At 62.7% G+C, this 23,049-nt stretch carries 26 protein-coding genes; 19 read left to right on the plus strand and 7 right to left on the minus strand.

Translation table 11 applies throughout. The features are described 5' to 3' along the window. The 4 genes from L6637_RS39415 to L6637_RS39430 all read left to right on the plus strand — a co-directional run. On the plus strand, positions 1 to 505 hold a 505-nt coding region (locus L6637_RS39415; RefSeq protein ID WP_237874109.1), incomplete at its 5' end, for an NAD-dependent epimerase/dehydratase family protein. Positions 506 to 562: 57 nt separating this feature from the next. Next, entirely contained in the window at positions 563 to 1,015 is a 453-nt protein-coding gene (locus tag L6637_RS39420; RefSeq protein ID WP_237861364.1) for a DUF2231 domain-containing protein, read from the plus strand. Next, positions 1,012 to 2,349, plus strand: a complete 1,338-nt coding sequence (locus L6637_RS39425) for a PQQ-dependent sugar dehydrogenase (protein ID WP_237861366.1) — start codon at positions 1,012 to 1,014, stop codon at positions 2,347 to 2,349. The genes L6637_RS39420 and L6637_RS39425 overlap by 4 nt, the downstream gene beginning before the upstream one ends. Before the next feature lie 29 nt (positions 2,350 to 2,378). Then, on the plus strand, positions 2,379 to 2,582 hold the full coding sequence (locus L6637_RS39430) for a hypothetical protein (RefSeq protein WP_237874139.1): 204 nt from the start codon (positions 2,379 to 2,381) through the stop codon (positions 2,580 to 2,582). Positions 2,583 to 2,587: 5 nt separating this feature from the next. Here L6637_RS39430 and L6637_RS39435 read toward each other — a convergent pair whose 3' ends face one another. Then, a complete protein-coding gene (locus L6637_RS39435) occupies positions 2,588 to 3,523 on the minus strand; it encodes a diacylglycerol kinase catalytic domain-containing protein (RefSeq protein ID WP_237861368.1) in 936 nt (311 codons plus the stop codon). Continuing rightward, a complete protein-coding gene (locus L6637_RS39440) occupies positions 3,507 to 4,550 on the minus strand; it encodes an SPFH domain-containing protein (RefSeq protein ID WP_237874110.1) in 1,044 nt (347 codons plus the stop codon). Before L6637_RS39440 ends, L6637_RS39435 begins: the two co-directional genes overlap by 17 nt. A 102-nt stretch (positions 4,551 to 4,652) precedes the next feature. Between L6637_RS39440 and L6637_RS39445 the strand changes: the two genes are divergently transcribed. The 5 genes from L6637_RS39445 (at position 4,653) to L6637_RS39465 (ending at position 10,687) form a co-directional block, all read left to right on the plus strand. Then, a complete protein-coding gene (locus tag L6637_RS39445) occupies positions 4,653 to 5,381 on the plus strand; it encodes an NUDIX hydrolase (RefSeq protein WP_237861370.1) in 729 nt (242 codons plus the stop codon). A 226-nt stretch (positions 5,382 to 5,607) separates the two neighbouring features. Then, positions 5,608 to 6,996 carry an MFS transporter gene (locus L6637_RS39450; RefSeq protein WP_237874111.1) on the plus strand — a complete coding sequence of 463 codons (1,389 nt, stop codon included), beginning with the start codon at positions 5,608 to 5,610 and terminating at the stop codon, positions 6,994 to 6,996. A 117-nt stretch (positions 6,997 to 7,113) separates the two neighbouring features. After that, positions 7,114 to 7,941 carry a 3-oxoadipate:acetyl-CoA acetyltransferase gene (locus L6637_RS39455; protein ID WP_237861372.1) on the plus strand — a complete coding sequence of 276 codons (828 nt, stop codon included), beginning with the start codon at positions 7,114 to 7,116 and terminating at the stop codon, positions 7,939 to 7,941. A 144-nt stretch (positions 7,942 to 8,085) separates the two neighbouring features. Beyond that, the gene (locus tag L6637_RS39460) at positions 8,086 to 9,291 is read left to right on the plus strand and encodes an MFS transporter (RefSeq protein ID WP_237874113.1); all 1,206 of its coding nucleotides are present in this window, start codon (positions 8,086 to 8,088) and stop codon (positions 9,289 to 9,291) included. A gap of 169 nt (positions 9,292 to 9,460) precedes the next feature. Further along, positions 9,461 to 10,687 (plus strand): CaiB/BaiF CoA transferase family protein, encoded by a 1,227-nt coding sequence (locus tag L6637_RS39465; protein ID WP_237861374.1) that lies wholly within the window; start codon positions 9,461 to 9,463, stop codon positions 10,685 to 10,687. Between the two features lie 42 nt (positions 10,688 to 10,729). On the opposite strand, the gene L6637_RS39470 is transcribed toward L6637_RS39465, so the two are convergent. Further along, the gene (locus L6637_RS39470; protein WP_377803218.1) at positions 10,730 to 10,930 is read right to left on the minus strand and encodes a helix-turn-helix domain-containing protein; all 201 of its coding nucleotides are present in this window, start codon (positions 10,928 to 10,930) and stop codon (positions 10,730 to 10,732) included. Between L6637_RS39470 and L6637_RS39475 the strand changes: the two genes are divergently transcribed. The 3 genes from L6637_RS39475 (at position 10,897) to L6637_RS39485 (ending at position 12,060) form a co-directional block, all read left to right on the plus strand. Next, positions 10,897 to 11,226, plus strand: a complete 330-nt coding sequence (locus L6637_RS39475) for an autotransporter domain-containing protein (RefSeq protein ID WP_237861376.1) — start codon at positions 10,897 to 10,899, stop codon at positions 11,224 to 11,226. The genes L6637_RS39470 and L6637_RS39475 overlap by 34 nt on opposite strands. A gap of 132 nt (positions 11,227 to 11,358) precedes the next feature. Next, positions 11,359 to 11,574, plus strand: a complete 216-nt coding sequence (locus L6637_RS39480) for a hypothetical protein (protein WP_045008240.1) — start codon at positions 11,359 to 11,361, stop codon at positions 11,572 to 11,574. 93 nt (positions 11,575 to 11,667) lie between these two features. Next, on the plus strand, positions 11,668 to 12,060 hold the full coding sequence (locus L6637_RS39485; RefSeq protein WP_237874115.1) for a RidA family protein: 393 nt from the start codon (positions 11,668 to 11,670) through the stop codon (positions 12,058 to 12,060). Positions 12,061 to 12,126: 66 nt separating this feature from the next. Here L6637_RS39485 and L6637_RS39490 read toward each other — a convergent pair whose 3' ends face one another. Beyond that, positions 12,127 to 12,789, minus strand: a complete 663-nt coding sequence (locus tag L6637_RS39490; RefSeq protein ID WP_237861378.1) for a TetR/AcrR family transcriptional regulator — start codon at positions 12,787 to 12,789, stop codon at positions 12,127 to 12,129. A gap of 216 nt (positions 12,790 to 13,005) precedes the next feature. On the opposite strand from L6637_RS39490, the gene L6637_RS39495 reads away from it, so the two are divergent. The 4 genes from L6637_RS39495 to L6637_RS39510 all read left to right on the plus strand — a co-directional run bounded on the left by L6637_RS39495 (position 13,006) and on the right by L6637_RS39510 (position 16,638). After that, positions 13,006 to 14,241, plus strand: a complete 1,236-nt coding sequence (locus L6637_RS39495) for an acyl-CoA dehydrogenase family protein (protein ID WP_237861379.1) — start codon at positions 13,006 to 13,008, stop codon at positions 14,239 to 14,241. Between the two features lie 131 nt (positions 14,242 to 14,372). Next, a complete protein-coding gene (locus L6637_RS39500) occupies positions 14,373 to 15,431 on the plus strand; it encodes a phosphotransferase family protein (RefSeq protein ID WP_237861381.1) in 1,059 nt (352 codons plus the stop codon). Between the two features lie 217 nt (positions 15,432 to 15,648). Continuing rightward, positions 15,649 to 15,990 carry an NIPSNAP family protein gene (locus L6637_RS39505; RefSeq protein ID WP_237861382.1) on the plus strand — a complete coding sequence of 114 codons (342 nt, stop codon included), beginning with the start codon at positions 15,649 to 15,651 and terminating at the stop codon, positions 15,988 to 15,990. A gap of 21 nt (positions 15,991 to 16,011) precedes the next feature. Beyond that, complete coding sequence (locus tag L6637_RS39510) at positions 16,012 to 16,638, plus strand: LysE family translocator (RefSeq protein WP_237861383.1); 627 nt, start codon at positions 16,012 to 16,014, stop codon at positions 16,636 to 16,638. A gap of 158 nt (positions 16,639 to 16,796) precedes the next feature. On the opposite strand, the gene argE is transcribed toward L6637_RS39510, so the two are convergent. The 3 genes from argE to L6637_RS39525 form a co-directional block, all read right to left on the minus strand. Further along, complete coding sequence (gene argE, locus L6637_RS39515; RefSeq protein ID WP_237861384.1) at positions 16,797 to 17,990, minus strand: acetylornithine deacetylase; 1,194 nt, start codon at positions 17,988 to 17,990, stop codon at positions 16,797 to 16,799. A 680-nt stretch (positions 17,991 to 18,670) separates the two neighbouring features. Next, positions 18,671 to 18,934, minus strand: coding sequence for a hypothetical protein (locus tag L6637_RS39520; RefSeq protein ID WP_237874116.1), 264 nt, complete (start codon positions 18,932 to 18,934; stop codon positions 18,671 to 18,673). A 100-nt stretch (positions 18,935 to 19,034) separates the two neighbouring features. Further along, the gene (locus tag L6637_RS39525) at positions 19,035 to 19,313 is read right to left on the minus strand and encodes a helix-turn-helix transcriptional regulator (RefSeq protein ID WP_237874118.1); all 279 of its coding nucleotides are present in this window, start codon (positions 19,311 to 19,313) and stop codon (positions 19,035 to 19,037) included. A 133-nt stretch (positions 19,314 to 19,446) separates the two neighbouring features. Between L6637_RS39525 and L6637_RS39530 the strand changes: the two genes are divergently transcribed. From L6637_RS39530 to L6637_RS39540, 3 genes are all read left to right on the plus strand, one after another. After that, positions 19,447 to 20,025: a hypothetical protein gene (locus L6637_RS39530; protein WP_237874120.1), complete on the plus strand. Its 579-nt coding sequence runs from the start codon at positions 19,447 to 19,449 to the stop codon at positions 20,023 to 20,025. A gap of 184 nt (positions 20,026 to 20,209) precedes the next feature. Beyond that, entirely contained in the window at positions 20,210 to 21,433 is a 1,224-nt protein-coding gene (locus L6637_RS39535; RefSeq protein WP_237874122.1) for a hypothetical protein, read from the plus strand. A 17-nt stretch (positions 21,434 to 21,450) separates the two neighbouring features. Beyond that, entirely contained in the window at positions 21,451 to 22,533 is a 1,083-nt protein-coding gene (locus L6637_RS39540) for a hypothetical protein (RefSeq protein WP_237874123.1), read from the plus strand. The last annotated feature ends 516 nt before the right edge of the window (positions 22,534 to 23,049 follow it).

The following is a 23,049-nucleotide window of genomic DNA, read 5'->3' on the forward strand; positions in this document are numbered from 1 at the left end:
GGCGGAGGCCTATCGCAGCCAGTACGGCAGCGACTTCATCAGCGTGATGCCGACCAATCTTTATGGCCCCGGCGACAGTTATCACCCTGAATTGAGCCACGTCGTAGCCGCCCTGATCCGCCGCTTTCATGAGGCGAAAGAGTCTGGCGCCAAGAGTGTCGTCGTCTGGGGCACGGGGACGCCGCGGCGCGAGTTCCTCTATGTCGACGACATGGCGGATGCCTGCGTGCATCTGATGAAGACCTATTCAGGCAGCGACCTCGTCAACATCGGCACCGGAGAGGACATCGCCATTGCCGAATTTGCCCGCGTGGTCGCCGAGATCGTCGGCTATCGCGGCGAGATCTCCTACGATACGTCGCGGCCCGATGGCACGCCGCGGAAGCTGCTCGATGTCGGCCGTCTGGAAAGGCTCGGCTGGCGCGCGACGACCTCGCTCAAGGATGGTCTGAAGCGCGCTTACGAAGCTTATCGGGCTGGCTTGGTCGTCCACGCACAACAGTAGGAACTATCGCTCGCAGCACGAGTTGGCCGATCGGGTGGGTAACACACGAGGCCCTCAGTGCAAGACATCGTGCGCGTGCGCTCCATAGCGCAAATCGCAGGCCATCCCATTCATCCGATGCTGGTGCCGATCCCGATCGCGTGCTTCATCGGCGCGTTGCTGACCGACATCGCCTATCTCGTCTCCGCCGAGATCATGTGGGCGGATTTCTCCGCCTGGCTTCTGGTCGTCGGCGTCGTCTTCGGTGTGCTGGCGGCGATCGCAGGCCTGACCGATTTCCTCGGCAATCGCTTGGTGCGTGCGCAGACGCCGGCCTGGCCGCACCTGATCGGCAATGTCTTGGCGATGATCCTCGCAACCATCAATGCGCTGATTCACACGCGCGATGCCTGGACCTCGGTGTGGCCGTGGGGGCTGGTTCTTTCGGTTCTCACCGTGCTGATCCTGCCCGTCACCGGCTGGCTCGGCTGGGCCATGGTATATCGCTACGGTGTGGGAGTTGCGCGATGATGTCTTTTCCCATGCGCGCGCTGCTGTGCGCTTCGTTCCTCGCTCTTCTCGCCGGCTGCAATGACGGCAGCGGCGATCCCAAGGCGCAAATCGGCGCCAATCCTGTACTCCCTGACATCCAGCAATATCTGCTGCCGCCGATGCACATCGCCCGCATCATCGGCTGGAAGGAGGACGAGGCGCCGACGGTTGCACAAGGTTTGCAGGCCAAGGCATTCGCCACCGGCCTGCAGCACCCGCGCTCCATCTACGTGCTGCCCAACGGCGACGTGCTGGTGGTGGAATCCAAGGCGCCGAAGGCCGCCGCGATCAAGCGGCCGAAGGAGATCGTGATGGGCTATATCGAGTCCTGGGCGACCTCGGGCGGCGATACCGGACCCAGCAATCGCATCACGCTTCTCCGCGACACCAACGGTGACGGTGTGCCGGATACGCAGAGCGTCTTCCTCGACCATCTCAATTCGCCGTTCGGCGTGGCCCTGGTCGGCAACGATCTCTACGTCGCCAATACCGATGCGATCGTGAAATATCCCTACGCCGAAGGCGACACCAAGATCACCGCACCGGGCACGGTGCTGGCACCGCTGCCGGGCGGCCCGATCGACCATCACTGGACCAAGAGCCTGGTCGCAAGTCCGGACGGCTCAAAGCTCTATGTCGGCGTCGGCTCCAACAGCAACATCACCGAGAACGGCATGGAGGCCGAGCACAATCGCGCCGATATCCTCGAGGTCGATCGCGCCAGCGGTCGCTGGCGGATTTTTGCCAGCGGCCTGCGTAATCCGAACGGCCTCAGCTTCGAACCGCAGACCCACGCGCTGTGGACCGTGGTCAACGAGCGCGACGAACTCGGGCCGGATCTCGTGCCTGATTACATGACTTCGGTGAAGGACGGCGCCTTCTATGGCTGGCCCTACAGCTATTACGGCCAGCACGTCGATCCCCGCGTCAAGCCGCAGCGGCCGGACCTCGTGAAAAAGGCGATCGCGCCCGACTATGCGCTGAGCTCGCATGTCGCACCGCTCGGACTTGCTTTCTCCACCGGCAGCAGCTTGCCGGAAGCCTATCGCGGTGGCGCCTTCGTCGGCGAGCATGGCAGCTGGAACCGGCAGGTTCTGAACGGCTACAAGGTCGTCTATGTGCCGTTCACGAACGGCAAGCCGAGCGGACCGGCACAGGACGTCGTCACCGGCTTCCTCACCACCGACAACCAGGCGCGCGGCCGTCCCGTCGGCGTCGCCTTGGACAAGACTGGCGCGCTGCTCGTTGCCGACGATAGCGGCAACACGGTGTGGCGGGTGACGGCGGCCCATCCGCAAGTAACGCAGCGATAGACAAGCCGCGCAGCGATAGGAGAGGAATGATGGGCCTTGCCCAATACGCGATCGTACCGGTCCAGGACGAATGGGGCGTGCTGCATGACGGCAACGTCAAGAGCAGATACGCCACGAAGGAGGCCGCGTTCGAGTCGGCGGTTGCTGCAGCATCTCTGGCGCTACGTGAGGGCCACGAAGTCCATGTCAGCGTGCCTGGCCGCCAACAGGGCGAAAACGCGCTCGGAATCTAGCCGCTTCACACGATTAACCGGCCGCGCCGCTTGGCGATCCCGATCGTGACTTCGGCGCCCGCGTTGAAATCGAGCCGGTCGGCTTCGACGCCGTCGCTGAAGATCACGCCGTTCTCGGCCATCAGCGAACGGATGCGCAATTGCTCTTCGGATGCAAGCCGACCGCAGACGAGATTGGTCTGCGAGTGGCGGCTCGGAAAGGGCTCGCGGACGGCAAAGCGCAGCTCGGCTGCGTCCCAGGGCACGGCGTCGTAGCCCGTCAGAGCGGGCGGCTGGCCGAAGCTGCCGGCGATCGCAAGCGAGCCGGTGACGATGCTCTTGAACCAGGCGGTCGATCCGAGCCCGGTCGAGACGATCAGCCCGCTCGAGGATTGCCGCTCCGTCGTCCCGCCGGCCGCGATCTCGTAGATCGCAGAAACATGCGTGCGCGCGCCGATGAAGAGGTCGTTCACGGCGTGAAGCACCTGGCCGTCGCTGAGCCGCGCTTCCGCCATGGTCACGGCCTTGCTGTCCCGCTTGTCGGCGGCGACATCAGGTAGCAGCTTTGCAAGATCGCGCGGCGCGAAGGGCAACAGAATGCCGTCATAACGCGCGGGATCCGGGTTGAGTCCGATCAACGGATGGTCGTCGAGATATTTCATCGTATTGGCGACGACGCCGTCCTGGCCAAGCGCGACGACGATGTCGTCAGGGGCGAACATGAAGTTCGGCAGGAAAGCACGCTCGATCACCTGATAGCGGCCCCATTTCTCGAGCACCTGAACCGTCGCGTGCCGCTGCGCATGATAGATCTCGTGCTCGCGCTCATAGTCGGAGAAGTCGGCGCCGAGATGCTCGACATAGAAGCGTGCCTGCGCCGCCGTCAGGTGACGCGCGACCAGGTCTTCCAGCCTGGTCTTGCGCGTCACCAGCACGATCTTGCGGTCATTGGCGGCGGGCATTGGCAGCCTCCGGCTTCGGCTTCTCGATCAGCTGGCTGAGCAGGTCCGGCGAGACGTTGAGCTGACCGATCTTCTCCGCCTTCTCGGCGATGCCGGTGAAGGCCTGCGCGATCAACTGGCCCGGCTGCATGCCGGAGGCGGCGAGCGCCTGGATCACGCGGGTGTCGACGCCCTCGAAGATCTTCATCAGCGCGCCGACGCGATAGGCCTCGGCATCGGCCAGCGTGCGGGTGTTCTCGGCGTTGAGGCCGACGAAATCCTTACGCTTGCCTTCCAGCACGATATCCGCGGCCATGCCGGCCTCGCGCAGCTCGTTGCGCTTGGCGGCAACGCTCGCCTCGGCGTCCATCTGGGTCTCGCGGATGGAGCGCTTCTTCTGCTCGACCGCGATCTCGGTGTCGAGCTCGCTCTCGCGAATGGCGCGCTCCTGCTCGACGGCGAAATTGCGCCGCGCGAAGATCGCTTCGTCCGCGTTCTTCAGGATTGCCTCGCGTGCCTGCGCCTCCAGCGCCTTGGCTGTATCCGGCGTCGGCTTGATGCCGCGGATCGATACGCCGAGGATTTCGAGGCCAAGCGCTTCAATGTCGGCGCGGCCCCGCAAGCCGCTCGCGATGATGTCGGCGATGCGGTCGGAGGCCTGCAGCGCCTCCTTCAGCGTCAATTCCTTGATCGCCTGCTGCGCGAGTACCTCGACCGTGCCGAGAATGCGCTCAGGCAGCTTCTCGGGATCGTCGCTCTCATAGGTCTTGCCGTCGGGCTTCAGGGTGAAGTTGAGCATCGAGGCCGCCTTCTTCGGCTCGCTGACGCGATAGGTGACGTGGCCCTGCACGGTCAGGGTCTGAAAGTCGCGCGCGATTTGCTGAAAGATGAAGGAAGCGTCGCGGCTGCCGACGGGCACGGCGACCAGCGTGGTCACCGGAGCGTAGTAGAACGCGGAAAGGCCGGTGCCCTCCGCGACAACAGCACCGGCGCGGTACTTCATCAAATAGGTGGTGGGCTGGGCCTTGATGAACCTGATGCCAAACATGGCTGTCTCCAATGGTGAGCTATAAGTTGGTCTGAGCAACTAAGTAAGTTGGACTGTACAACTAACTGTGCTACTGTCAAGACCCAACAGGGGAGGCCGTCGATGGCGGGCGAGGATCGGGCCGAAGGCTCTGAAAAATCAGGACATCTGGACTTCCCGCGGCCCCTGACCACGGTCGACGTCGTGATCTTCTCGATTCGCGACGACAGGCTTCAGGTGCTCCTGGTGCAGCGCCCGGCCGGCGAGGGCGAGCCGTTTCCGCTGACCCTCGCTCTGCCGGGCGGCTTCGTGGACGTCGCGAAGGACCGCGATCTTGCAGCCTGCGCGGCGCGCAAGCTGAAGGAGAAGACCGGGGTCACCAGCCCTTATCTGGAGCAGCTTGGAAGCTGGGGAAGCGCGTCGCGCGATCCGCGCGGCTGGTCGGCAACCCACGCTTATTTCGCGCTGATTCCGGAAGAGGCGGGCGTGCTGACATCGGATGCGCGTTGGTTTCCGATCCGAGACGGCAGGCTCAAGGAAAAGCTCGCCTTCGATCACGGCGATATCCTCGCCAGCGCGATCCAGCGCCTGCGCAACAAGGTGGAGTACACCTCGCTGCCTGCCTACCTGATGCCTCCGGAATTCACGCTGCCTGACTTGCAGCGCGTCTACGAGCGCGTGCTCGACCGACCGCTGGAGAAGAGCGCCTTCCGTACAAGGATCCTGTCGGCCGACATGATCGAGCCGGTCGCAAAGATGCGGCGCGGCCCGAACCGCCCGGCGCAGCTCTATCGCCTGAAGAAGAACAGCGAGCCCGTGTACTTCGTACGGACGTTCAATCCGCCTGAGTGATGCAGCTCCGGGCGCTCCGGCCGCTAGAATAACATCATGTTAGGTTTATCGCATAACTGGGTAATTGTGTTAGGCGAGCGAAAGCCTATTGTCGCGTCATCAAGCAGCTATCGGCAGTGACGAACGCTTGCGGAAAGTCCGCACGGCGCGCGGAGAATGCTGCCCATTTTCTCCAAGAAGCCCGCCCACGGGCCGCCCGCAAAAACAAATTTGGAGGACTCCCAGGATGACCGGAATCCATCACGTGAGCCAGTCAAGGAAGGCCGCTGCGAGCGGCTGGATCGGGTCGGCTCTCGAATATTATGACTTCTTCATCTACGCGACCGCCGCGTCGCTGATCTTCCCGCAGATATTCTTCCCGTCGGAAAATCCGACCGTCGCCATCGTCGCATCGCTGGCCACTTACGGCGTCGGCTATATAGCCCGGCCGATCGGCGCCTTCGTGCTCGGACATTGGGGCGACACCCATGGCCGCAAGACCGTTCTTATCGTCTGCATGTTCATGATGGGTCTGTCGACCATGGCGGTGGGCCTTCTGCCGACCTATCAGCAAGTCGGTATCCTCGCGCCGATCCTGCTGGTCATCCTTCGCCTGATCCAGGGCTTTGCCGTTGCCGGTGAAATCTCCGGTGCGAGCTCGATGATCTTGGAGCACGCGCCGTTCGGACGCCGTGGCTTCTATGCGAGCTTCGCGCTTCAGGGCGTGCAGGCCGGACAGATTCTCGCAGCCGCCGTATTCCTGCCGCTGGCGGCCTATATGCCGACCGACGCCTTCAACAGCTGGGGCTGGCGGATTCCCTTCCTGCTCAGCTTTTTCGTCATCGTCGCAGGCTACATCATCCGCCGCGAGGTCGACGAAACTCCTGCCTTTGCCCGCGAGGACCAAAGAGGAGAAACGCCGCGCTCGCCCATCATCCAGGCCATCAAGCTGAGCTGGCCCGACATGCTCAGGGTCATCTGCATGGCGCTAATGAACGTCATCCCTGTGGTCGCGACCATCTTTGGCGCGGCCTACGCGGTGCAGCCGGCCTATGGCATCGGTTTTGCCAAGGACGTCTATCTGTGGATCCCGGTCCTCGGAAACATGCTGGCCATCTTCGTCATTCCCTTCGTCGGCAATCTCTCCGACAAGGTCGGCCGCAAGCCTCCCATCGTCGTGGGCGCGCTACTCTCCGGCTTGCTCGCCTTCGGCTATCTCTATGCCATCAACATCAAGAGCGTGCCGCTCGCGATCCTGCTGTCGCTGCTGATGTGGGGTGTGGTCTATCAGGGCTACAACGCGATCTTTCCGAGCTTCTATCCGGAGCTGTTCCCGACGCGCACCCGCGTCTCGGCGATGGCGATCTCGCAGAACATCGGCACCACCATCACCGCGCTGCTTCCGGCGCTGTTCGCGACCGTGGCGCCTCCCGGTTCGGCCAACATTCCCTTGACGGTAGGAGCGATCGCCTTCGGCATCACGGTCATCGCGGCGCTTGCAGCCGTCACGGCTCGGGAAACCTATCGTATTCACATCGACGATCTCGGTAACCCTACGGCCGTCCCGATCGCGCGGGCCGACTATGATCGGCAGCGTGCAGGCGCCGCGCACGGCGCAGCCGCAGCTCGGATCTGACGGCGGGAGGCCGCGCCGCTGCGATTGATAATGTTCGCAGCGGCGCAGCTTCACGATATAAGCGGACTGTCGATCGAAGATTTTCGCGCATGAGCGCGATCATGACGAGGGTGCTGTATGAATCCCGCTGTTGTTGCCGTTGCAATCACTGGCTCCGTTCCGCGCAAAAAGGATAATCCCGCAGTGCCGATCTTGCCGGCCGAGCAGATCGAATCGACGCACCAGGCCTTCGAGGCCGGTGCCACGCTCGCCCATATCCATGTCCGCAACGACGACGAGACGCCGTCCTCCGATCCGGAGCGCTTCGCGCTGGTGCAGGAAGGCATCCGAAAGCATTGCCCCGGGATGATCGTGCAGTTCTCGACCGGCGGGCGCGGCCGCGATCCCTCGGCACGTGGGTCGTCGCTCTATCTGAAGCCGGACATGGCCTCGCTTTCCACGGGGTCGGTGAACTTTCCGACGATCGTCTACGAGAACAGCGCCGCCCTGGTCGAAACTCTCGCCACCGGCATGAAGGCCAATGGCGTTCGTCCGGAAATCGAGATCTTCGATCTGTCGCATCTGCACGGCGCGCGGCGCCTGATCGAGGCGGGGCTGATGGATGCGCGCCCGCATGTGCAATTCGTCATGGGCGTCAAGAACGCGATGCCGGCTGACGAGCATGTGCTCGACATTCTGCTGGCAGAACTGCGGCGCCTGATCCCGAAGGCGACCTGGACCGCGGCCGGGATCGGACGTCATCAGGCCGAGGTCATGGACTGGGCCCTGACGCGCGGCGCCGATGCCGTTCGCACCGGGCTCGAAGACAATATCAGGGTCGACAAGACGCGCCTTGCCGCCAGCAATGCGGAGCTGGTGAGCATCGCCTGCGAGGCTTTGGCGCGCCACGGACGCCGAGCCGCAACCGCAACGGAGGCGCGAACCTTGCTCGGGATTGTGCGCTAGGGACGGCCGTCCGCGCCTGACATTGGCCTGACATGCTCCTGGCTGCCTTCTGCCATTCGGCGGCCGGCGTTCCCGTGTGCTGAGTCTGCGGGTAAGAGGGGCTCACAGGCGCGATCAGCGCCTGCCGGGCGGGCAACGACTGGAATGCGGTTCTTGAAATCTGACAGCAGGCTCATCGGGGTTCTGCTGGTGCTTGCAATCACCCAACTCATTGGATGGGGTACGATCGGCCTTCCGGCCGTGGTCGGTCGCGATCTCGGGGCCGATCTAGGTATGAGCTTGCCGGCGGTGTTCGCGGGCAGTTCGGTCCTCTATGTCACCATGGGCCTGTGCGCGCCCTGGCTCGCCAAGGCCTTTGCGCGGCACGGCGCGCGCAAGGTGATGATGGTGGGCACTGTTGTCTCTGCGCCGGGCTACGTCGTTCTGTTCTTCGCGCGCGAGCCGATCCTCTATTTCGCCGGCTGGATATTTCTCGGCATGGGTGGCAGCGCCACGCTGTCGACCGGCGCCTACATCATGCTGAACGAGGTCGCGGGGCGGGGCGCCAAGAATGCCATTGGCGGGCTGATGCTAGTGACGGGTCTCTCCAGCAGCATCTTTTGGCCGACCACGTCGTTCTTCAGCGATTGGTTCGGCTGGCGCGGGACCTGTCTCGTTTATGCGGCCATGTTGCTCGCCATCAACCTTCCGCTCTATGCGTTTGTTGCGCCGCGCCGCAAGATCGTGACCGACAATCGTGGCGAGGCCTTCAAGGCAGCGCCGCCGCCTGCGATTCCAAGGAGCACCTTCGGACTCGTCGTCTGCGTGATCACGATGAACGCCTTCGTGAATTTCGGCATCAGCGCGATCCTGATCGAGCTGTTGCGAGCGGAGGGCCTCGCGCCCGCGCAGGCCCTTGCATTCGGCTCGATGCTGGGCGTGATCCAGGTCAGCGCCCGCGGCCTCGACTTCCTCGGCGGCGGCCGATGGGACGGCATCACCACCGGGCTCGTTGCCGGCACGGCGCTGCCCATCGCCATGGTAGTGCTGATGCTGAGCGAGGGCGCGACCTGGGCGGTCGCGACCTTCATCCTGCTCTATGGTGCCGGCAGTGGTGCAATGGCGGTGGCGCGCGCGACGATCCCGCTCGTCTTCTACGACCAGGCCGAGTTCGCCAAGGCGATGTCGATGATCGCATTGCCGCTCAATCTGGCCTCCGCCATCTCGCCGCCGCTGCTCGCCGGCCTGCTCACCCAGTTCGGCAGCCGCGGCGCACTCGGCCTCACGCTGGCGATTTCTTGTGCGACGGTGCTGATCCTGGTCCTGCTCGGACGGCGTCGGCCGCGATTGGCTGCGGCAGCCGCGACCTGAGGCGTTATTCGCGGCGTGGAATTCGTCGCTGCGGGACTGCGTCCGCCGCCGGGGCAGGGATGGCCGCATGCCGCCAGTGCAGTGCTCAGGACGCCAAAATGGTGTATCGGCAGGGAGCGCGCGGCCTCGGGCCGCCGCGCCAAGATCCAGTTCCCCGGAGGAAATCGACATGTCGGCCCTGCCGCTCTCAGGCATCAAGATCCTTGATCTCACGCGCGTGCTCGCCGGGCCCTTGTCGGCCCAGATGCTGGGCGATCTCGGCGCCGAGGTGATCAAGATCGAGCGGCCCGGCACCGGCGACGACGCGCGTGCCTTCGGCCCGCCTTACCTCGCCGACCCTGAAGGCAAGGCCAACAACAACAATTCGTTCTATCTCTGCGCCAACCGCAACAAGAAATCAGTCACCGTGAACATCGCCAAGCCCGAGGGGCAGGCGATCATCCGCGAGCTCGCCAAGGACGTCGACGTCTTCATGGAAAACTACAAGGTCGGCGATCTCAAGCGCTACGGCCTCGACTACGAAACCATCAAGGCGATCAATCCCAAGATCATCTATTGCTCGGTGACCGGGTTCGGCCAGACCGGCCCTTACGCGCCGCGTGCCGGTTACGACGCCATTCTGCAGGCAATGGGCGGCCTGATGAGCGTCACCGGTCATATCGACGGCGAGCCGGGCGAGGGCCCGATGAAGGTCGGTCCCTCCATCGTCGATTATATGACCGGCATGAACGCCTCGATCGGGATTCTCTCGGCGCTCTACCATCGCGACGCCAATGGCGGCGTCGGGCAGCATCTCGACGTCTGCCTGTTCGACACCGTGATCGCCTCGCTCAGCCACTGGCTGCAGATCTACCTCGTCAACGGCAAGACGCCGCCGCGCCGCGGCACCTGGGGCAATGGCGGCATGCCGGCCGGCGTGTTCCGCTGCACCGATGGCGAGCTGATGCTGGTGGTCGGCAATGACGGCCAGTTCCAGCGCACCTGCGCCGTGCTCGGCGAGCCCGGGCTTGCCAGCGATCCGCGCTTCGTCAAGAACAACGACCGTGTCGTGCACGGCAAGGAGATCATGGCGATCTTCGCCGGCCTGTTCCTGAAGAAGCCGGTAGCCTATTGGCTGGACAAGCTCGAGGAAGCCGGCGTGCCGTCAGGTCCGATCAATAATTTCGAGCAGGTTTTTTCCGATCCCCACGTACAGTCGCGCGGCATGCGGGTGAAGGTGGACCATCCCTTCCAGCCCGATCTGTCGCTGATCCGCAATGCGCTCACCCTCTCGGGGACTCCGATCACGGACTATCGCGCTCCGCCGCTGCTCGGCGCCGACACCAAGGACGTGCTGGCGACCATCGGCTACGACGAGGCCAAGGTCGAGGCGCTGAAGGCACAGGGGATTTTGTAATCTTCTGCGGCGGCTGGCGCGACCTTCGATAGTAAGGAGCCGTCACGCCTCCGTCGATGATTGCGGCGTGGCGTCGTCGCATCGCCGTCCGGCGCGGATGTCGGACGGCGTCGCACCGTAGCGTTGGCGGAAGCTGCGGTTGAAGTAGGACAAATCGCCGTAGCCGCACTCGAAGGCGATGCGGCGCGCGCGCCCTGGAACCTGCCCACGTGCGCCGCCTCGCGCGTTGCGCCGACGGCCAATGCGAGTTCGACGGCCGCGTCGATCTTGGCAATGGCATGGTCTGGTCGCCCTTTGCCAATGCCGCCTGGGTGCATGAGTTCAATCCGACCCGTAACGTCACGGCGACGCTGGTCAACATGCCGGTGCCGTCATTCACCGTCGAAGGCGCGCGCGCGGCCTCCGATTCCGGACGGGTCGAACTTGGCTCGCGCCTGGCGCTCAACCGCTGGTCAGAGCTGTCTGGAAGGGGCACCGGTGAATTCTCGCGGGCAGGTCAGAGCTATGCCGGCATCGGATCGCTGCGCATCAACTGGTGACGGAAGCATGACGATGGCGCGGCCTTACGTGAGGCTTGCGCGCAATCCCCAGATAAGTCCGTACTCGCACAGGCTTTCGCTTCGGCCCCGACTCAGATTCGATCTCATCACTGAGTTCGGGGAGACAAGTGCATGTCCTACACGATCGGGTTCCAGGCGAAGAACCAGAAGGCAATTCTGGCGACTGAAGCGGCGACGGCCAACCAGGCTGTCGCGATCATTGCCGCACTGCGGCAAAGTGCCGAGGAGATCAAGTTCATCCGCTCGCCGCAGGAAGGCGACATGGGCATCGAGATGCTGCTGCTGCTCGCCAAGGAAGAGGCCGAGGAGATGCCGCAGCGGGCGTAGTACCGCAACCACACTTCGAGCTTTAGCGAAGCGTGCCGGCCGCAGAATAATGTAGTCAGGCAGCAGTCTCGCTTGAACCGAAGGTGGTTGCCCATGAAACGCGAAGCGCTCCGCGTCGAACCGATCTCGTCCTATCTCGACCGCTGGAAGGCGCCGACCTCACCGGTCACGCGCGCCGGCAACATGATCTTCGTAGCCGGCCTGCCACCATTCAACCCGCAGACGGGCGATCTGGCGGAGATGCCGATCGAGCGGCAAAGCGAGATCGTCATGGAGCAGATGAAGCTGTGCCTTCAGGCGGCCGGCGCCTCGCTCGACAACGTCATGAAGTGCAACATCTACTGCACCTCGACCAAGCACTTCGCCGCGTTCAACACGATCTATGCACGCTATTTCCCTGAAGATCCGCCGGCGCGAATCTTCGTCGTGACGCCGGAATGGTTCGGCCCCTTCGACGTCGAGATCGACTGCATCGCGATGATGTAAGGATCAAAGCGTTTTCGAGCGAAGTGGACTGTCGGTTCGCGTGAAGAAGACGCGTCGAACAAGAATCTAACGTGCGGCGACCTTTGATAGGCCCTTGGCTTCGGCCTTGCCTGCCGTCAGCGCCATCGTCGCGACGCTGACGACACGCTGCACCACGTCCTCAACGTCGTCGAGGTCGCATTTTCCTTCCGACAATTTCGTCAGGCGCTCGCTTTCGCGGATGGTGTGGTGCGCCATCGCGAGCGCAAAGTTGAGGCCCCAATAGATATCGACATCGCTGCGGTCGGGCAGGGAGCGGCGCATCGCGCCCGCGAATTTGCGCAAATGGTCGATCTCGCGGTTCTTGATGCGTCGGATCGGCGGCACGGATTCGATCGAGGCGCGGATCATGAAACGCGCCGAGGTGGAGCGCTGGTTCTCCGGCCCCAGACAGCCGCGCAAGGTCGGTCCGACCAACGCGCGCAGGATCACCTCGATCGGCGCGCGGCCGCCGCCGGCTTCCTCGGCCGCCTTCAGTTCACGCAAGCGCTCGCGATTGGTCGCGATCGAGCGGGTGACAAATAACTCCGCAATCAGTTCGTCCTTCGAGCCGAAATGATAGTTCACCGCCGCCAGGTTGACGTTGGCCTCGGCGACGATGTCGCGCAGCGTGACGTCGCCAAAACCGCGATCGGCATAGAGCCGTTCGGCGGCGGCGAGAATGGCAGACCTCGTATGATCGCTGGCCATGGATTGCCCTCAAGGAGGGGAGTTGCAATTCAAACACTTGTATGAAACTATCGTTTGAAGGTCGGAGAAAGTCAATCCGCATGATGGAATTGTGCCGCACCATGGTGCCGCCGGTTCCACGCCCCGCAATCCGCCTGATGGCGCTTGCGGGCCGCGCATCGCGGGAGGACAGTCCGACGCAAAACAGGCTTTCAAAGCGAGACCGAGGAGCGTCCCATGGATTTCGATCTGTCGCCCAAGCAGAAGGAATGGCTCGACCGCGTGCAGTCCTTCATGGCCAAGCACGTGCGTCCGGCGGTGCCGATCTATAATGAGCAGGACAAGAGCGGCGACCGCTGGAAGGTCATCCCTGTTCTCGAAGATCTCAAGAAGAAGGCGAAGGCCGAAGGCCTCTGGAACATGTTCATGCCGCCGAACGAGCATGAGGACGATGAATTCCGCGGCGCGGGATTGACCAATCTCGAATACGCGCTGCTGTCGGAGCAGATGGGCCACATCTCCTGGGCCTCGGAGGTGTTCAACTGTTCCGCGCCCGACACCGGCAACATGGAAGTGTTCATGCGCTACGGCTCCAAGGAGCAGAAGCGCAAATGGCTGCGTCCACTGATGGACGGCGAGATCCGCTCGGCTTTCCTGATGACGGAACCGGCGGTGGCTTCGTCCGACGCCACCAACATCGAGACCAGCATCAAGAAGGACGGCGATCACTACGTCATCAACGGCCGCAAATGGTGGTCGTCGGGCGTCGGCGATCCCCGCTGCAAGATCGCGATCCTGATGGGCAAGACCGATTTCAACGCCGCAAAACATCAGCAGCAGTCGCAGATCCTGGTTCCGCTCGACACCCCAGGCATCAAGGTCGAGAAGATGCTGCCCGTGTTCGGCTTCGATGATGCGCCGCATGGCCACGCCCAGGTGCTGCTCGAGAACGTGCGCGTTCCCAAGGAGAACATCCTGCTCGGCGAGGGCCGCGGTTTCGAGATCGCGCAGGGCCGTCTGGGGCCTGGCCGTATTCATCACTGCATGCGTACCATCGGCAAGGCCGAGGAAGCGCTGGAGAAGATGGTGAAGCGTCTGATGTCGCGCACCGCCTTCGGCAAGAAGATCGTCGAGCACTCCGTGTGGGAGCAGCGCATTGGCGAGGCCCGCACCAATATCGAGATGACGCGTCTTCTCTGCCTAAAGGCTGCGGACATGATGGACAAGGTCGGCAACAAGACCGCGCAGGCCGAGATCGCGATGATCAAGGTCGCAGCTCCGAACATGGCGCTGAAGATCATCGACGAGGCGATCCAGGCCTTCGGTGGCGCGGGTGTCTCCGATGAGGCTGGTCTTGCCAAGGACTATGCCGGCATCCGCACGCTGCGGCTCGCCGACGGTCCGGACGAGGTGCACAATCGCGCCATTGCCAGACTTGAAATCCGGAAGTATGCCAACTCTCCCAAGCATTAATTGGGAGAGCCGGGACGCGCTCCCGACTTGAAGAAACGAGCCGGCGTGATCCAACTGGGGTGACCGCTTGACGCAAGTGCGTCAGCGGTTACCGATTAGGATCATGTTCGGACTGCAGAGGGAGCGTCACCGTGACTGACGGCGTCAGGAAAGACGAAGAGTTCTCGGGCACCAAGCCGGTCGAGGAGCGTCATCGCTTCGACGAGCTCAGGCTCGAGACCTGGATGCGCGAGCACGTCGAAGGCTTTGAAGGCCCGCTGGTCGTCCTGCAGTTCAAGGGCGGCCAGTCCAATCCGACCTACCGGCTCAACACGCCCAAGCGCTCCTACGTGATGCGCAGGAAGCCGTTCGGCAAATTGCTGCCGTCGGCGCATGCGGTCGATCGCGAGTATCGCGTCATCGCTGCCCTTGGAAAGCAGGACTTTCCGGTCGCGCACGCCTATGCGCTGTGCCAGGACGACAGCGTCATCGGCGCCGCCTTCTACATCATGTCGATGGAAGAGGGCCGCGTGTTCTGGGATCCGACGCTGCCGAGCCAGGACAACGATGCGCGTCGAAAGATCTTCACCAGCAAGATCGAGACGCTGGCGAAGCTCCACATGTACGACCCAGTTGCAATCGGTCTCGGTGATTTCGGCAAGCCCGGCAACTACTTTGCACGCCAGATCGACCGCTGGACCAAGCAGTATCGCGCGTCCGAGACCCAGCACATTCCGGAATTCGAGAAGGTCGCCGAATGGCTGCCCAAGACCGTGCCGGAGCAGGCGCGCGTCTCGATCGTCCATGGCGACTACCGCCTCGACAACATGATTTTCCACGCGACGGAACCGCGCGTGCAGGCAGTACTCGATTGGGAGCTGTCGACGCTCGGCGATCCCATGGCCGACTTCACCTATCTGTTGATGCAATGGATCATGCCGGGCCTCGAGGGCGCCGACCTCAAGGCGCTCAACATCCCGAGCGTGGAGGAAGCCGCGCAGATCTATTGCAACCTCACCAAAATGACGGTGCCGGATCTGAACTGGTACTTCGCTTACAACCTCTTCCGCCTCGCCGGCATCACGCAAGGCATCGCCGGCCGCGTCCGCGACGGTACCGCCGCCAACGCCAAGGCGCTGGAATCCGCCAAGCGCACCGTGCCGCTGTCGAAAGCGTCATGGGAATACGCGCAGAAGGCCGGCGCGGTTTAGGAATGGTGAAGGCGCGGTCGATGGCCGCGCCTTTTTGTTTTGTGCGATGCTGCTCCCCCACACACCGTCATTGCGAGCGAAGCGAAGCAATCCAGACTGTCTCAGCGGCAGTCTGGATTGCTTCGTCGCAGCAAGAGCTCCTCGCAATGACGGGGAGGCCAGCCTGTCCTTGTCCAGCCACCAAGCGTGACCATATCTCCTCCCCAAGGAGACGGTCATGATCCAGCAATTGCGCATCTACGAAATCTTCGAGACAAACAAGGCCGCATTCCACGCCAGGTTCCGCGACCATGCCGCGCGCATCATGCGAACCAAGTACGGCTTCCGGATCGTGGCGATGTGGGAGACGAAGTCAGGCGACCGCACCGAGTTCGCCTATCTGCTGGAATGGCCGGACGAGGCGGCCAAGACATCGGCGTGGTCAGCCTTCATGGCGGACGCCGAGTGGAGCGAGATCAAGCGGATCACTCACGCGGAGCACGGACTCATGGTAGGTCAGATCGAGGACCGCCTGCTCGTGCCGGTGGACTATTCGCCGTCGTTCAGCCTCCTGAACTGATCCGCCTTCGGAGCCGCGACCATGATCGACCACGCAACGCTCGTCACCTACGTCCTGATCGTCTTCGGTTTTGTGTTCATTCCAGGTCCGGCGACGCTACTGACCATGGCGCGGGCAGCCAGCTCGGGAACGAGGGTGGGCATCGCGACCGGCGCCGGGATTGCGGCCGGCGACTTGATCCACACCAGCATGGCCATCGTGGGCCTCTCGGCGATCATTGCCGCCTCCGCGCTGCTCTTCAGTATCGTCAAATATGCGGGCGCGGCGTTCCTGATCTATCTCGGCATTCGCGCCATGCTCGACAAGGCGCCGATCGAGCTGAACGGCGGTGCGCCCGCCATCAGCGCGGGCCGCGCCTTCCGGCAGGCTGTGCTGACCGAAGTGCTCAATCCCAAGACCGCGCTGTTCTTCCTCGCCTTCCTGCCGCAATTCGTGCGGCCGGAGCACGGCTCAATCGGACTTCAACTTGCGACCCTCGGCATTGTCTTCGTGTTGCTCGGTCTCGTCAGCACGGTGGTGTTTGCGGTCGGCGCCGGTCGCCTTGGCAGTCTCCTGCGCCGCCATCCCTCTGTGGTGAAGTGGCAGGGCAAGGTGGTCGGGACCATCTACTGCGCCGTCGGCGTGCGTCTGGCCTTGCAGGAACCATGAGGGGGCAGCACTGGCTCCTCCGCTAGCTATCGTAGAGTGGGCAAAGGCGCGTAGCGCCGTGCCCACCAGTCGTTCGTGAAGGATACAGATCGTGGGCACGCTTCCGCCTTCGCTCTTCGAGCTACGGCGGACGAGCCGCTTTGCCCACCCTACGACACCTACGATGCCGTCTTCGCGCAATGCGCGATCAGCTTCTCCACGAAGCCTGCGCACTTCTCCAGTTCCGCCATCGCGATGAACTCATCCGGCGTATGCGCCTGCGCAATTGAACCGGGACCGATCACCACCGAAGGGATATCGGTCATGCTGGTGAACAGGCTCGCCTCGGTGCCGAAGGCGACCTTGGCGTGGTCGTTGCGGCCGGCGAGGCTTTTGGCGAGCGTGACAATGGCTGCGTCGGCCTTGGTGTCGAGCGCGGGGTAGTCGAGGATCTCCTCGAAATCGATGCCGCACTCGGAATGTCTCGCCTTCATCGCGGGCTCGAGCTCGGCCTTGGCCCAGGCGACGATCGCATCGGTCACCTCCTTGGACTCGGTGATGCCGATGCCGCGGCATTCGAAATCGACCGTGCAGGTATCAGGCACGATGTTCAGCGCGGCGCCGCCATGCACGATGCTGGTCAGCAGCGTCGAGTGCGGCACATCGTAGAGACTGTTGCGTTCGGCCTCAGTCGCGAGCTTCACGGCGCGGCGGCGGATCTCGGTGATCAGCTCGGCGGCATATTCGATGGCGTTGACGCCGTCGGGCGCGATCGAGGAGTGGCGGGCAAGGCCGTGGAACGTCGCACGCACGCCGTGCTTGCCCTTGTGGCCGATGGTGACCTTCATCTCCGTCGGCTCGCCGATGAAGGCGCCAAGCGGCCTGATCTTTTTCTTGGCGACCTCGGCAAGCATCGGCCGCACGCCGACGCAACCGATCTCCTCGTCATAGGAGATGGCAAGATGGATCGGCGTGGTCAGCTTCGCTTCCAACATCTCCGGCACCATGGCGAGGCACACCGCAACAAACCCTTTCATGTCGGTGGTGCCGCGGCCATAGAGCTTGCCGTCGCGTTCGACCAGCTTGAATGGATCGTGGCTCCAGTCCTGGCCCACGACGGGCACGACGTCGGTATGGCCTGACAGCACGAGACCAGGTTTATCCTCCGGTCCGATCGTCACCCAGAGCGAAGCCTTTTGCCCTGTTTCGTCGGTGATGCGTTCACCCTTGACGCCGAGGAAGGCGAGATAGTTCTCGATATGCGCGATCAGAGGCAAATTGGTGCGATCGCTGATCGTGTCGAAGGCAACAAGCTCGGCAAGCATGTTGCGGATGCGATCAGGACGTGAACTCGGGAAGATCGGATTGGGCATTGTCACTTCTTGTCGGAGATTGCGGAGGCTCAAGTTGCCTGCATGAACCATACCAATGTGACGGCCAGTCCGGCAAATCAACATCGAGGTTCCGGGCTTCGAGGCCACAACACCTTGCGTTGCCTGGCGGGCAAAACACCCTGGGCGTAGGGCATTATCCGCCGGCAAAAACATTCCACTTTACCGAAATTCGGAAACGGCGCATGTGTCGCGCAGCCCGGCCCATGGAGGAGGGGCGTATCGCGATCGTCACGACGCGGGCCGGACGGGTGGGCGTGGGTCACGTCGGCGCGAAGGGCTTTGCAGGGCGGGCAACCGTGAGCGAAGACCTCGCGCAAACGACCGGTGTGATCCGCGTACGGCAAAACCGTGTGGTCCTGGCGTCCAGCGCTATTTTTGCTTGCGGGGAACAGGGTAAGCCACAGAAAATGCAAGAATTATCGTTTTTCCTCGATAAACGGGGCAACCTATTGGGCCCCCATAGGCCCTAGTTTCACACTGCTTCATGATTGGCTATTAACCTTGGCCACATGGCCTGGCGTTGTGCGCGCTTCGATGCCGCCTCATCGCTTTTGCAGCGCTTTACAGCAGCGAGGGGGCGATATTTGGCCCTGGCGCTCGTCTCCACCGAGGTGGAGTGGCCCGGGCAGCGTTGAGCTGGCTGGGCTTGCTGACGAAGATCAGTGCTGGCTGACGTCGCTGACGGTGAGCACCAGTCGTGTTGCCCCACCATCATGGCCGACGATCATGATATTGATTGGCGTCTTGAAACCGTGATCCTCCAAATGCTGGGTCAAGGTTTCCGGGCCGCCGCCCTCATTGATCCGAGTGGCCAACACGCTGCCGTTCGAGGCGATTGCACATACCACGAGGGGAAATTTCATCGTCTCATCGACCCGTTGCGTCAGTTCAGCAACGAAATGCTCCAGTATTGCTACGTCCATCTTGGGTCTCCATCAGGTTTTTTCAGGTCGGCGACCTCATCGTGCGGCGTTGATGCCCAGAAGTGGCGGGTTAAGGACGCGTTTCCGTCCGATCTTTTGTTCAGCTGGATCCACGCCGCCGGCCCTTGCCCCGTCCCCGGTGCGGATCGAATTCATCGACCGCGTTCTGCCACGCAGCGATCTCGTCTTCGAACCAGATTTTCCTGTTCGGCGCGACGTAAACGGCTCTCGGAAACCGACCCGCCTTCTGCATGCGATGGAGCGTCGTACGTGAAACCGGAATGATCTCCAGCAGCTGCTTCTCGTTGAGCATGCGGCGAGGTCGCAATTCTTGTGCACCGCTCTCCACGTCAACCTCCTCCCGATCCGCTGTTGGCATTGCAGAGTCCTACCGATTGGACGGCGGTGTAGACACCTTGCTGTTTCAGCTAGTTTTTGCCGTAATGTCGGAATGGAGTACAGGTAAAGCGGCGACTCGTTTTTGATCCGCCGCTTTAGCTGAGCCGCACCACATGGCCCCAAAGCAGCCATCTCGGAAGCACTTCGCCGAGCATTACCCATTGGTGATGCAGCGCGCCGGGCTGACAAAAAGTGATGATCGTGCGAGACGGTTTGAGGCTGCTGTTTTCACGATTTTCAATACTTACTGGGACGCGCGCAACCAGCCCACCATCGCTGGCTTCCGGGAGGCGTTGGCTCGGTATGCGAAGGGTCAAGCGATGGTGCTCAAGGCGCTTCGGTCGCTCGACCCCATATACAGTGAGATAAATTTTGCGGCGCAACTCCCTGACTTGCCTGCCGCAAGACGCGAACATGAAATCGAAAGGTATCTCTCTATACGCGGGCTGGTCGATCGTCGCAGGTCGGACGGAGGAGCATCGATCCGCGATCTCGACTCCATGATCGCCCGGCGGGATCGCGGAATTTATTATTTGAGAGATAATCCCGATACGCTCGCGCGTCTGCTCAGGCGGCAGCGCGGCGACTATCGGAAAGACCCAGAAACCGCGCAGGTAGTCGAACCGGCACTCCAGCTGCTGGAAGAAATTGGTTTCACTCCATCGCGCAAGCTGACGCGCAAGGCATTTTGATGCGCTGTTCGACCTCATCGGAATTGATAAGAAACAGCGGCCAACGCACCGAAGCATCGACGTGATCGCAAGCAATCGCCGTGCGGCCCCAAAGCGGCGGCCGAAATAGCCATCCCCGGTTTAGCTAAAGCTGCGGCTCGAAGCTGGCTGACCGCTTTAGCTGTACGAAATCACAACAAGGTTCATGATGACCGAACGCAAAATGCCCGGCAGGGAGCCGGGCATTTCGCAGATCAATTTGTTGCACTCTCTCCGCGCCGCACCACCAGCACGAACAGGGCTTATTAGTATGCCTTGCCGACTTTATCCGCAAGAGCGGCCTTCGGCAGAAGCCGGCACAAGCGGGCTGACCGCCGCACTACCCCCAATCGCGAAGATTGCCGAGCTTCTCGGCGGCGACGTGCAGGGCGGCCAGGTTCTCTGTCCTGGACCCGGACACAGTGCCGCAGACCGCAGCCTGTCGGTGAAGCTGGACTCGACCGACCACGAAGGCTTCGTGACCCACAGCTTCGCAGGCGACGACTTTAAGGATTGTCGCCCGAAGATTCCGTATCGGCTGCCGCAACTCATCGCGGCGCCCACCTCGGCTTCGGTCTATGTCTGCGAGGGCGAGAAGGATGCCGACAACCTCACGAAGATCGGCTTCGTGGCCACGACGGCATCCGAGGGCGCCGCCGCCAAATGGGACGCTGCACTGACACCGTACTTCGTGAATCGGGACGTCGTCATCCTGCCTGACGCCGATCGCCCCGGACGGGCACACGCGCAAAAGGTCGCCAAGGCGATCCATAGCGTCGCCGCTTCGGTGCGGGTTGTCGATCTGCATCCTGAACGGCACGACGGGTCTGATGTTTCGGACTTCATCGCGCACGACACCGCTGGCGTGAGCCTGGCGAGAGAAGTGAAGGAGGCCCCGCTATGGGTACCGAGCGGTGCAATCACCAGCTCAGCCGTCGCCGCTGATGGCGCCGAGCTGCTGGAAAAGCCTCGGCTGCTGGTCGAGAACCACAGTCCCGATCGAACGGTCGCCGCTCTGCGAGACATGCTTGTGGGCGCCGGCGGTCTGTATGACCGCGGCGTTCCGGTCCGCCTCGCCTTCGACCAGATACAGCGGGGCACGGTCGCGCAGATCATGACGCCCGATGTTCTCGTGCTGATGGCGCACACGATCTGTCGGCCGTATGCCTTAAAGGTGCGTCGGGACGGCACGGTTGACGAGGTCGACGTTCGTTTGCCGCGGCCGCTGGCGGTGATGTATCTTGATTGGCGTGGTGAGTGGCAACTGCCACCGCTGAATGGCATCACATCGGCGCCGCAGCTGCAGGACGATGGTACGATCAACAACACCCAGGGGTATGACCACGCGACGGGAATGTGGTGCGAAAACATCCCCGACCTCAAGCTCTGATTCCCGCGCATCCGAACTTGGATGACGCGGCTGCTGCGCTCCGGCTGATCCGCGAGACGTTCAAGACATTCTGCTTCGCCGATGCCCCGATCATCGAGGCCGTCGCCGGGGGCGTCGCCACGGTCGATACATCCAAGGCTCCGGGAAAAGACGAGTCCACGTTTCTGGTCGCACTGCTCACGGCGGTTTGCCGGCCGAGCTTGCATCTCGCCCCTGGCGTGTTGTTGCGGGCAGCGCCGGTGTCGGGTGCCGGCGCCGGCAAGGGCCTGCTCGCCCGCTGCATCTGCATAATTGCCTTCGGGCGGGAGCCGCATGCCGTGACAGCCGGCGCAAACGGCGAAGAGCTGGAGAAGCGGATCGCCGCCGAGCTGATCAATGGCAGTCCCGCCCTGTTCCTCGACAACCTCAACAATAGAGCTTTCAAGTCCGACCTTCTCGCAAGCGCGATCACGGAACGGCCGGCGCGGGTACGAGTGCTCGGCCGCTCGGAGATGGTGCCGCTGAACGCATCCGCATTCACGATTCTGACCGGCAACGGACTGACCGTCTCCGAGGACCTGGCCCGGCGTTTTGTGGCGGTGGATCTTGATGCGCGGACCGAAGACCCGGAGAGGCGGCCTTTCGTTTCCGACGTCCGTCTCGAGGTGATGCAGCGGCGCTCGGAGTTACTGGCGGCGCTCCTCACGATCTGGCGCTGGGGGAGAATAGCGACGAGCATCAAGCCCGGCCTGCCGTTCGGAAGCTTTCCTCAGTGGTGTCGGTGGGTGCGTGATCCGCTGCTGGCCTTGGGCTGTGCGGACCCTGTCGAGCGGGTCAGCGAGGCGAAACAGCGCGACGCGCACCGGCAGGTCGTGGGCGACCTGTTCGCGGTTTGGTGGGATAAGCACCGTGATCGTCCGGTTGCCGTGCAGCAATTACACGAGGACGTGAAACAGGCGCTGGACCCGCAAGGCCGTGGTCGTCAGTACGTCTCGCATCAAGTTGAAAGGCTGAGCGGAACGCGCATGGCCGGCTTCATCCTCACCAGGCAGGCGCCCGTCGGAAAATGGGGCAGGGCCACATATGCGCTCAAGAAGACGACCGAGGCGGGAAACTCATAGGGGGCGTAGGGGGCACAGGGCAGGTACGACCGCCGGAGTTCTGCGATCCCCTATGCCCCCTATGCCCCCTATGTCGATGCCAACTCCGACTGAACCGATGAGGACGCTTCGGTAGCCAACAATGGCGGGAAGCTGGAAGGCCAAGCCCTCGAGGCTCAGGAGGAGGCGATCAGACAATGGAAAAAGTGCAAATGAAAGTAGCGCCCCATCTGGGCTTGGACGGTTAGCGCGCGTCCACTCCCATGTTCGCTGACGCTGCATCCCAAGGCGCGCATGTTCTCGCTCCTAAGTCCTTTGATGGAGGGGGCAGCCCAAACCCAAATGACTAAGGCAACACAAGATTTGAGAAGTTTGGCGCGTTCCCACACGGAACTGGCCGTCCAGACGTTAGCGGGGATCGCCCGAAACGGCGTATCGGAGCAAGCGCGTGTCGCAGCCGCGACGGCACTACTCGACAGAGGTTGGGGCCGGCCGCCTCAGGTCCACAGCGACGCCGACGGGAGCCCTATCAAAATT

This window comes from Bradyrhizobium zhengyangense (assembly GCF_022012435.1).
Classification (GTDB): Bacteria; Pseudomonadota; Alphaproteobacteria; order Rhizobiales; family Xanthobacteraceae; genus Bradyrhizobium; species Bradyrhizobium zhengyangense.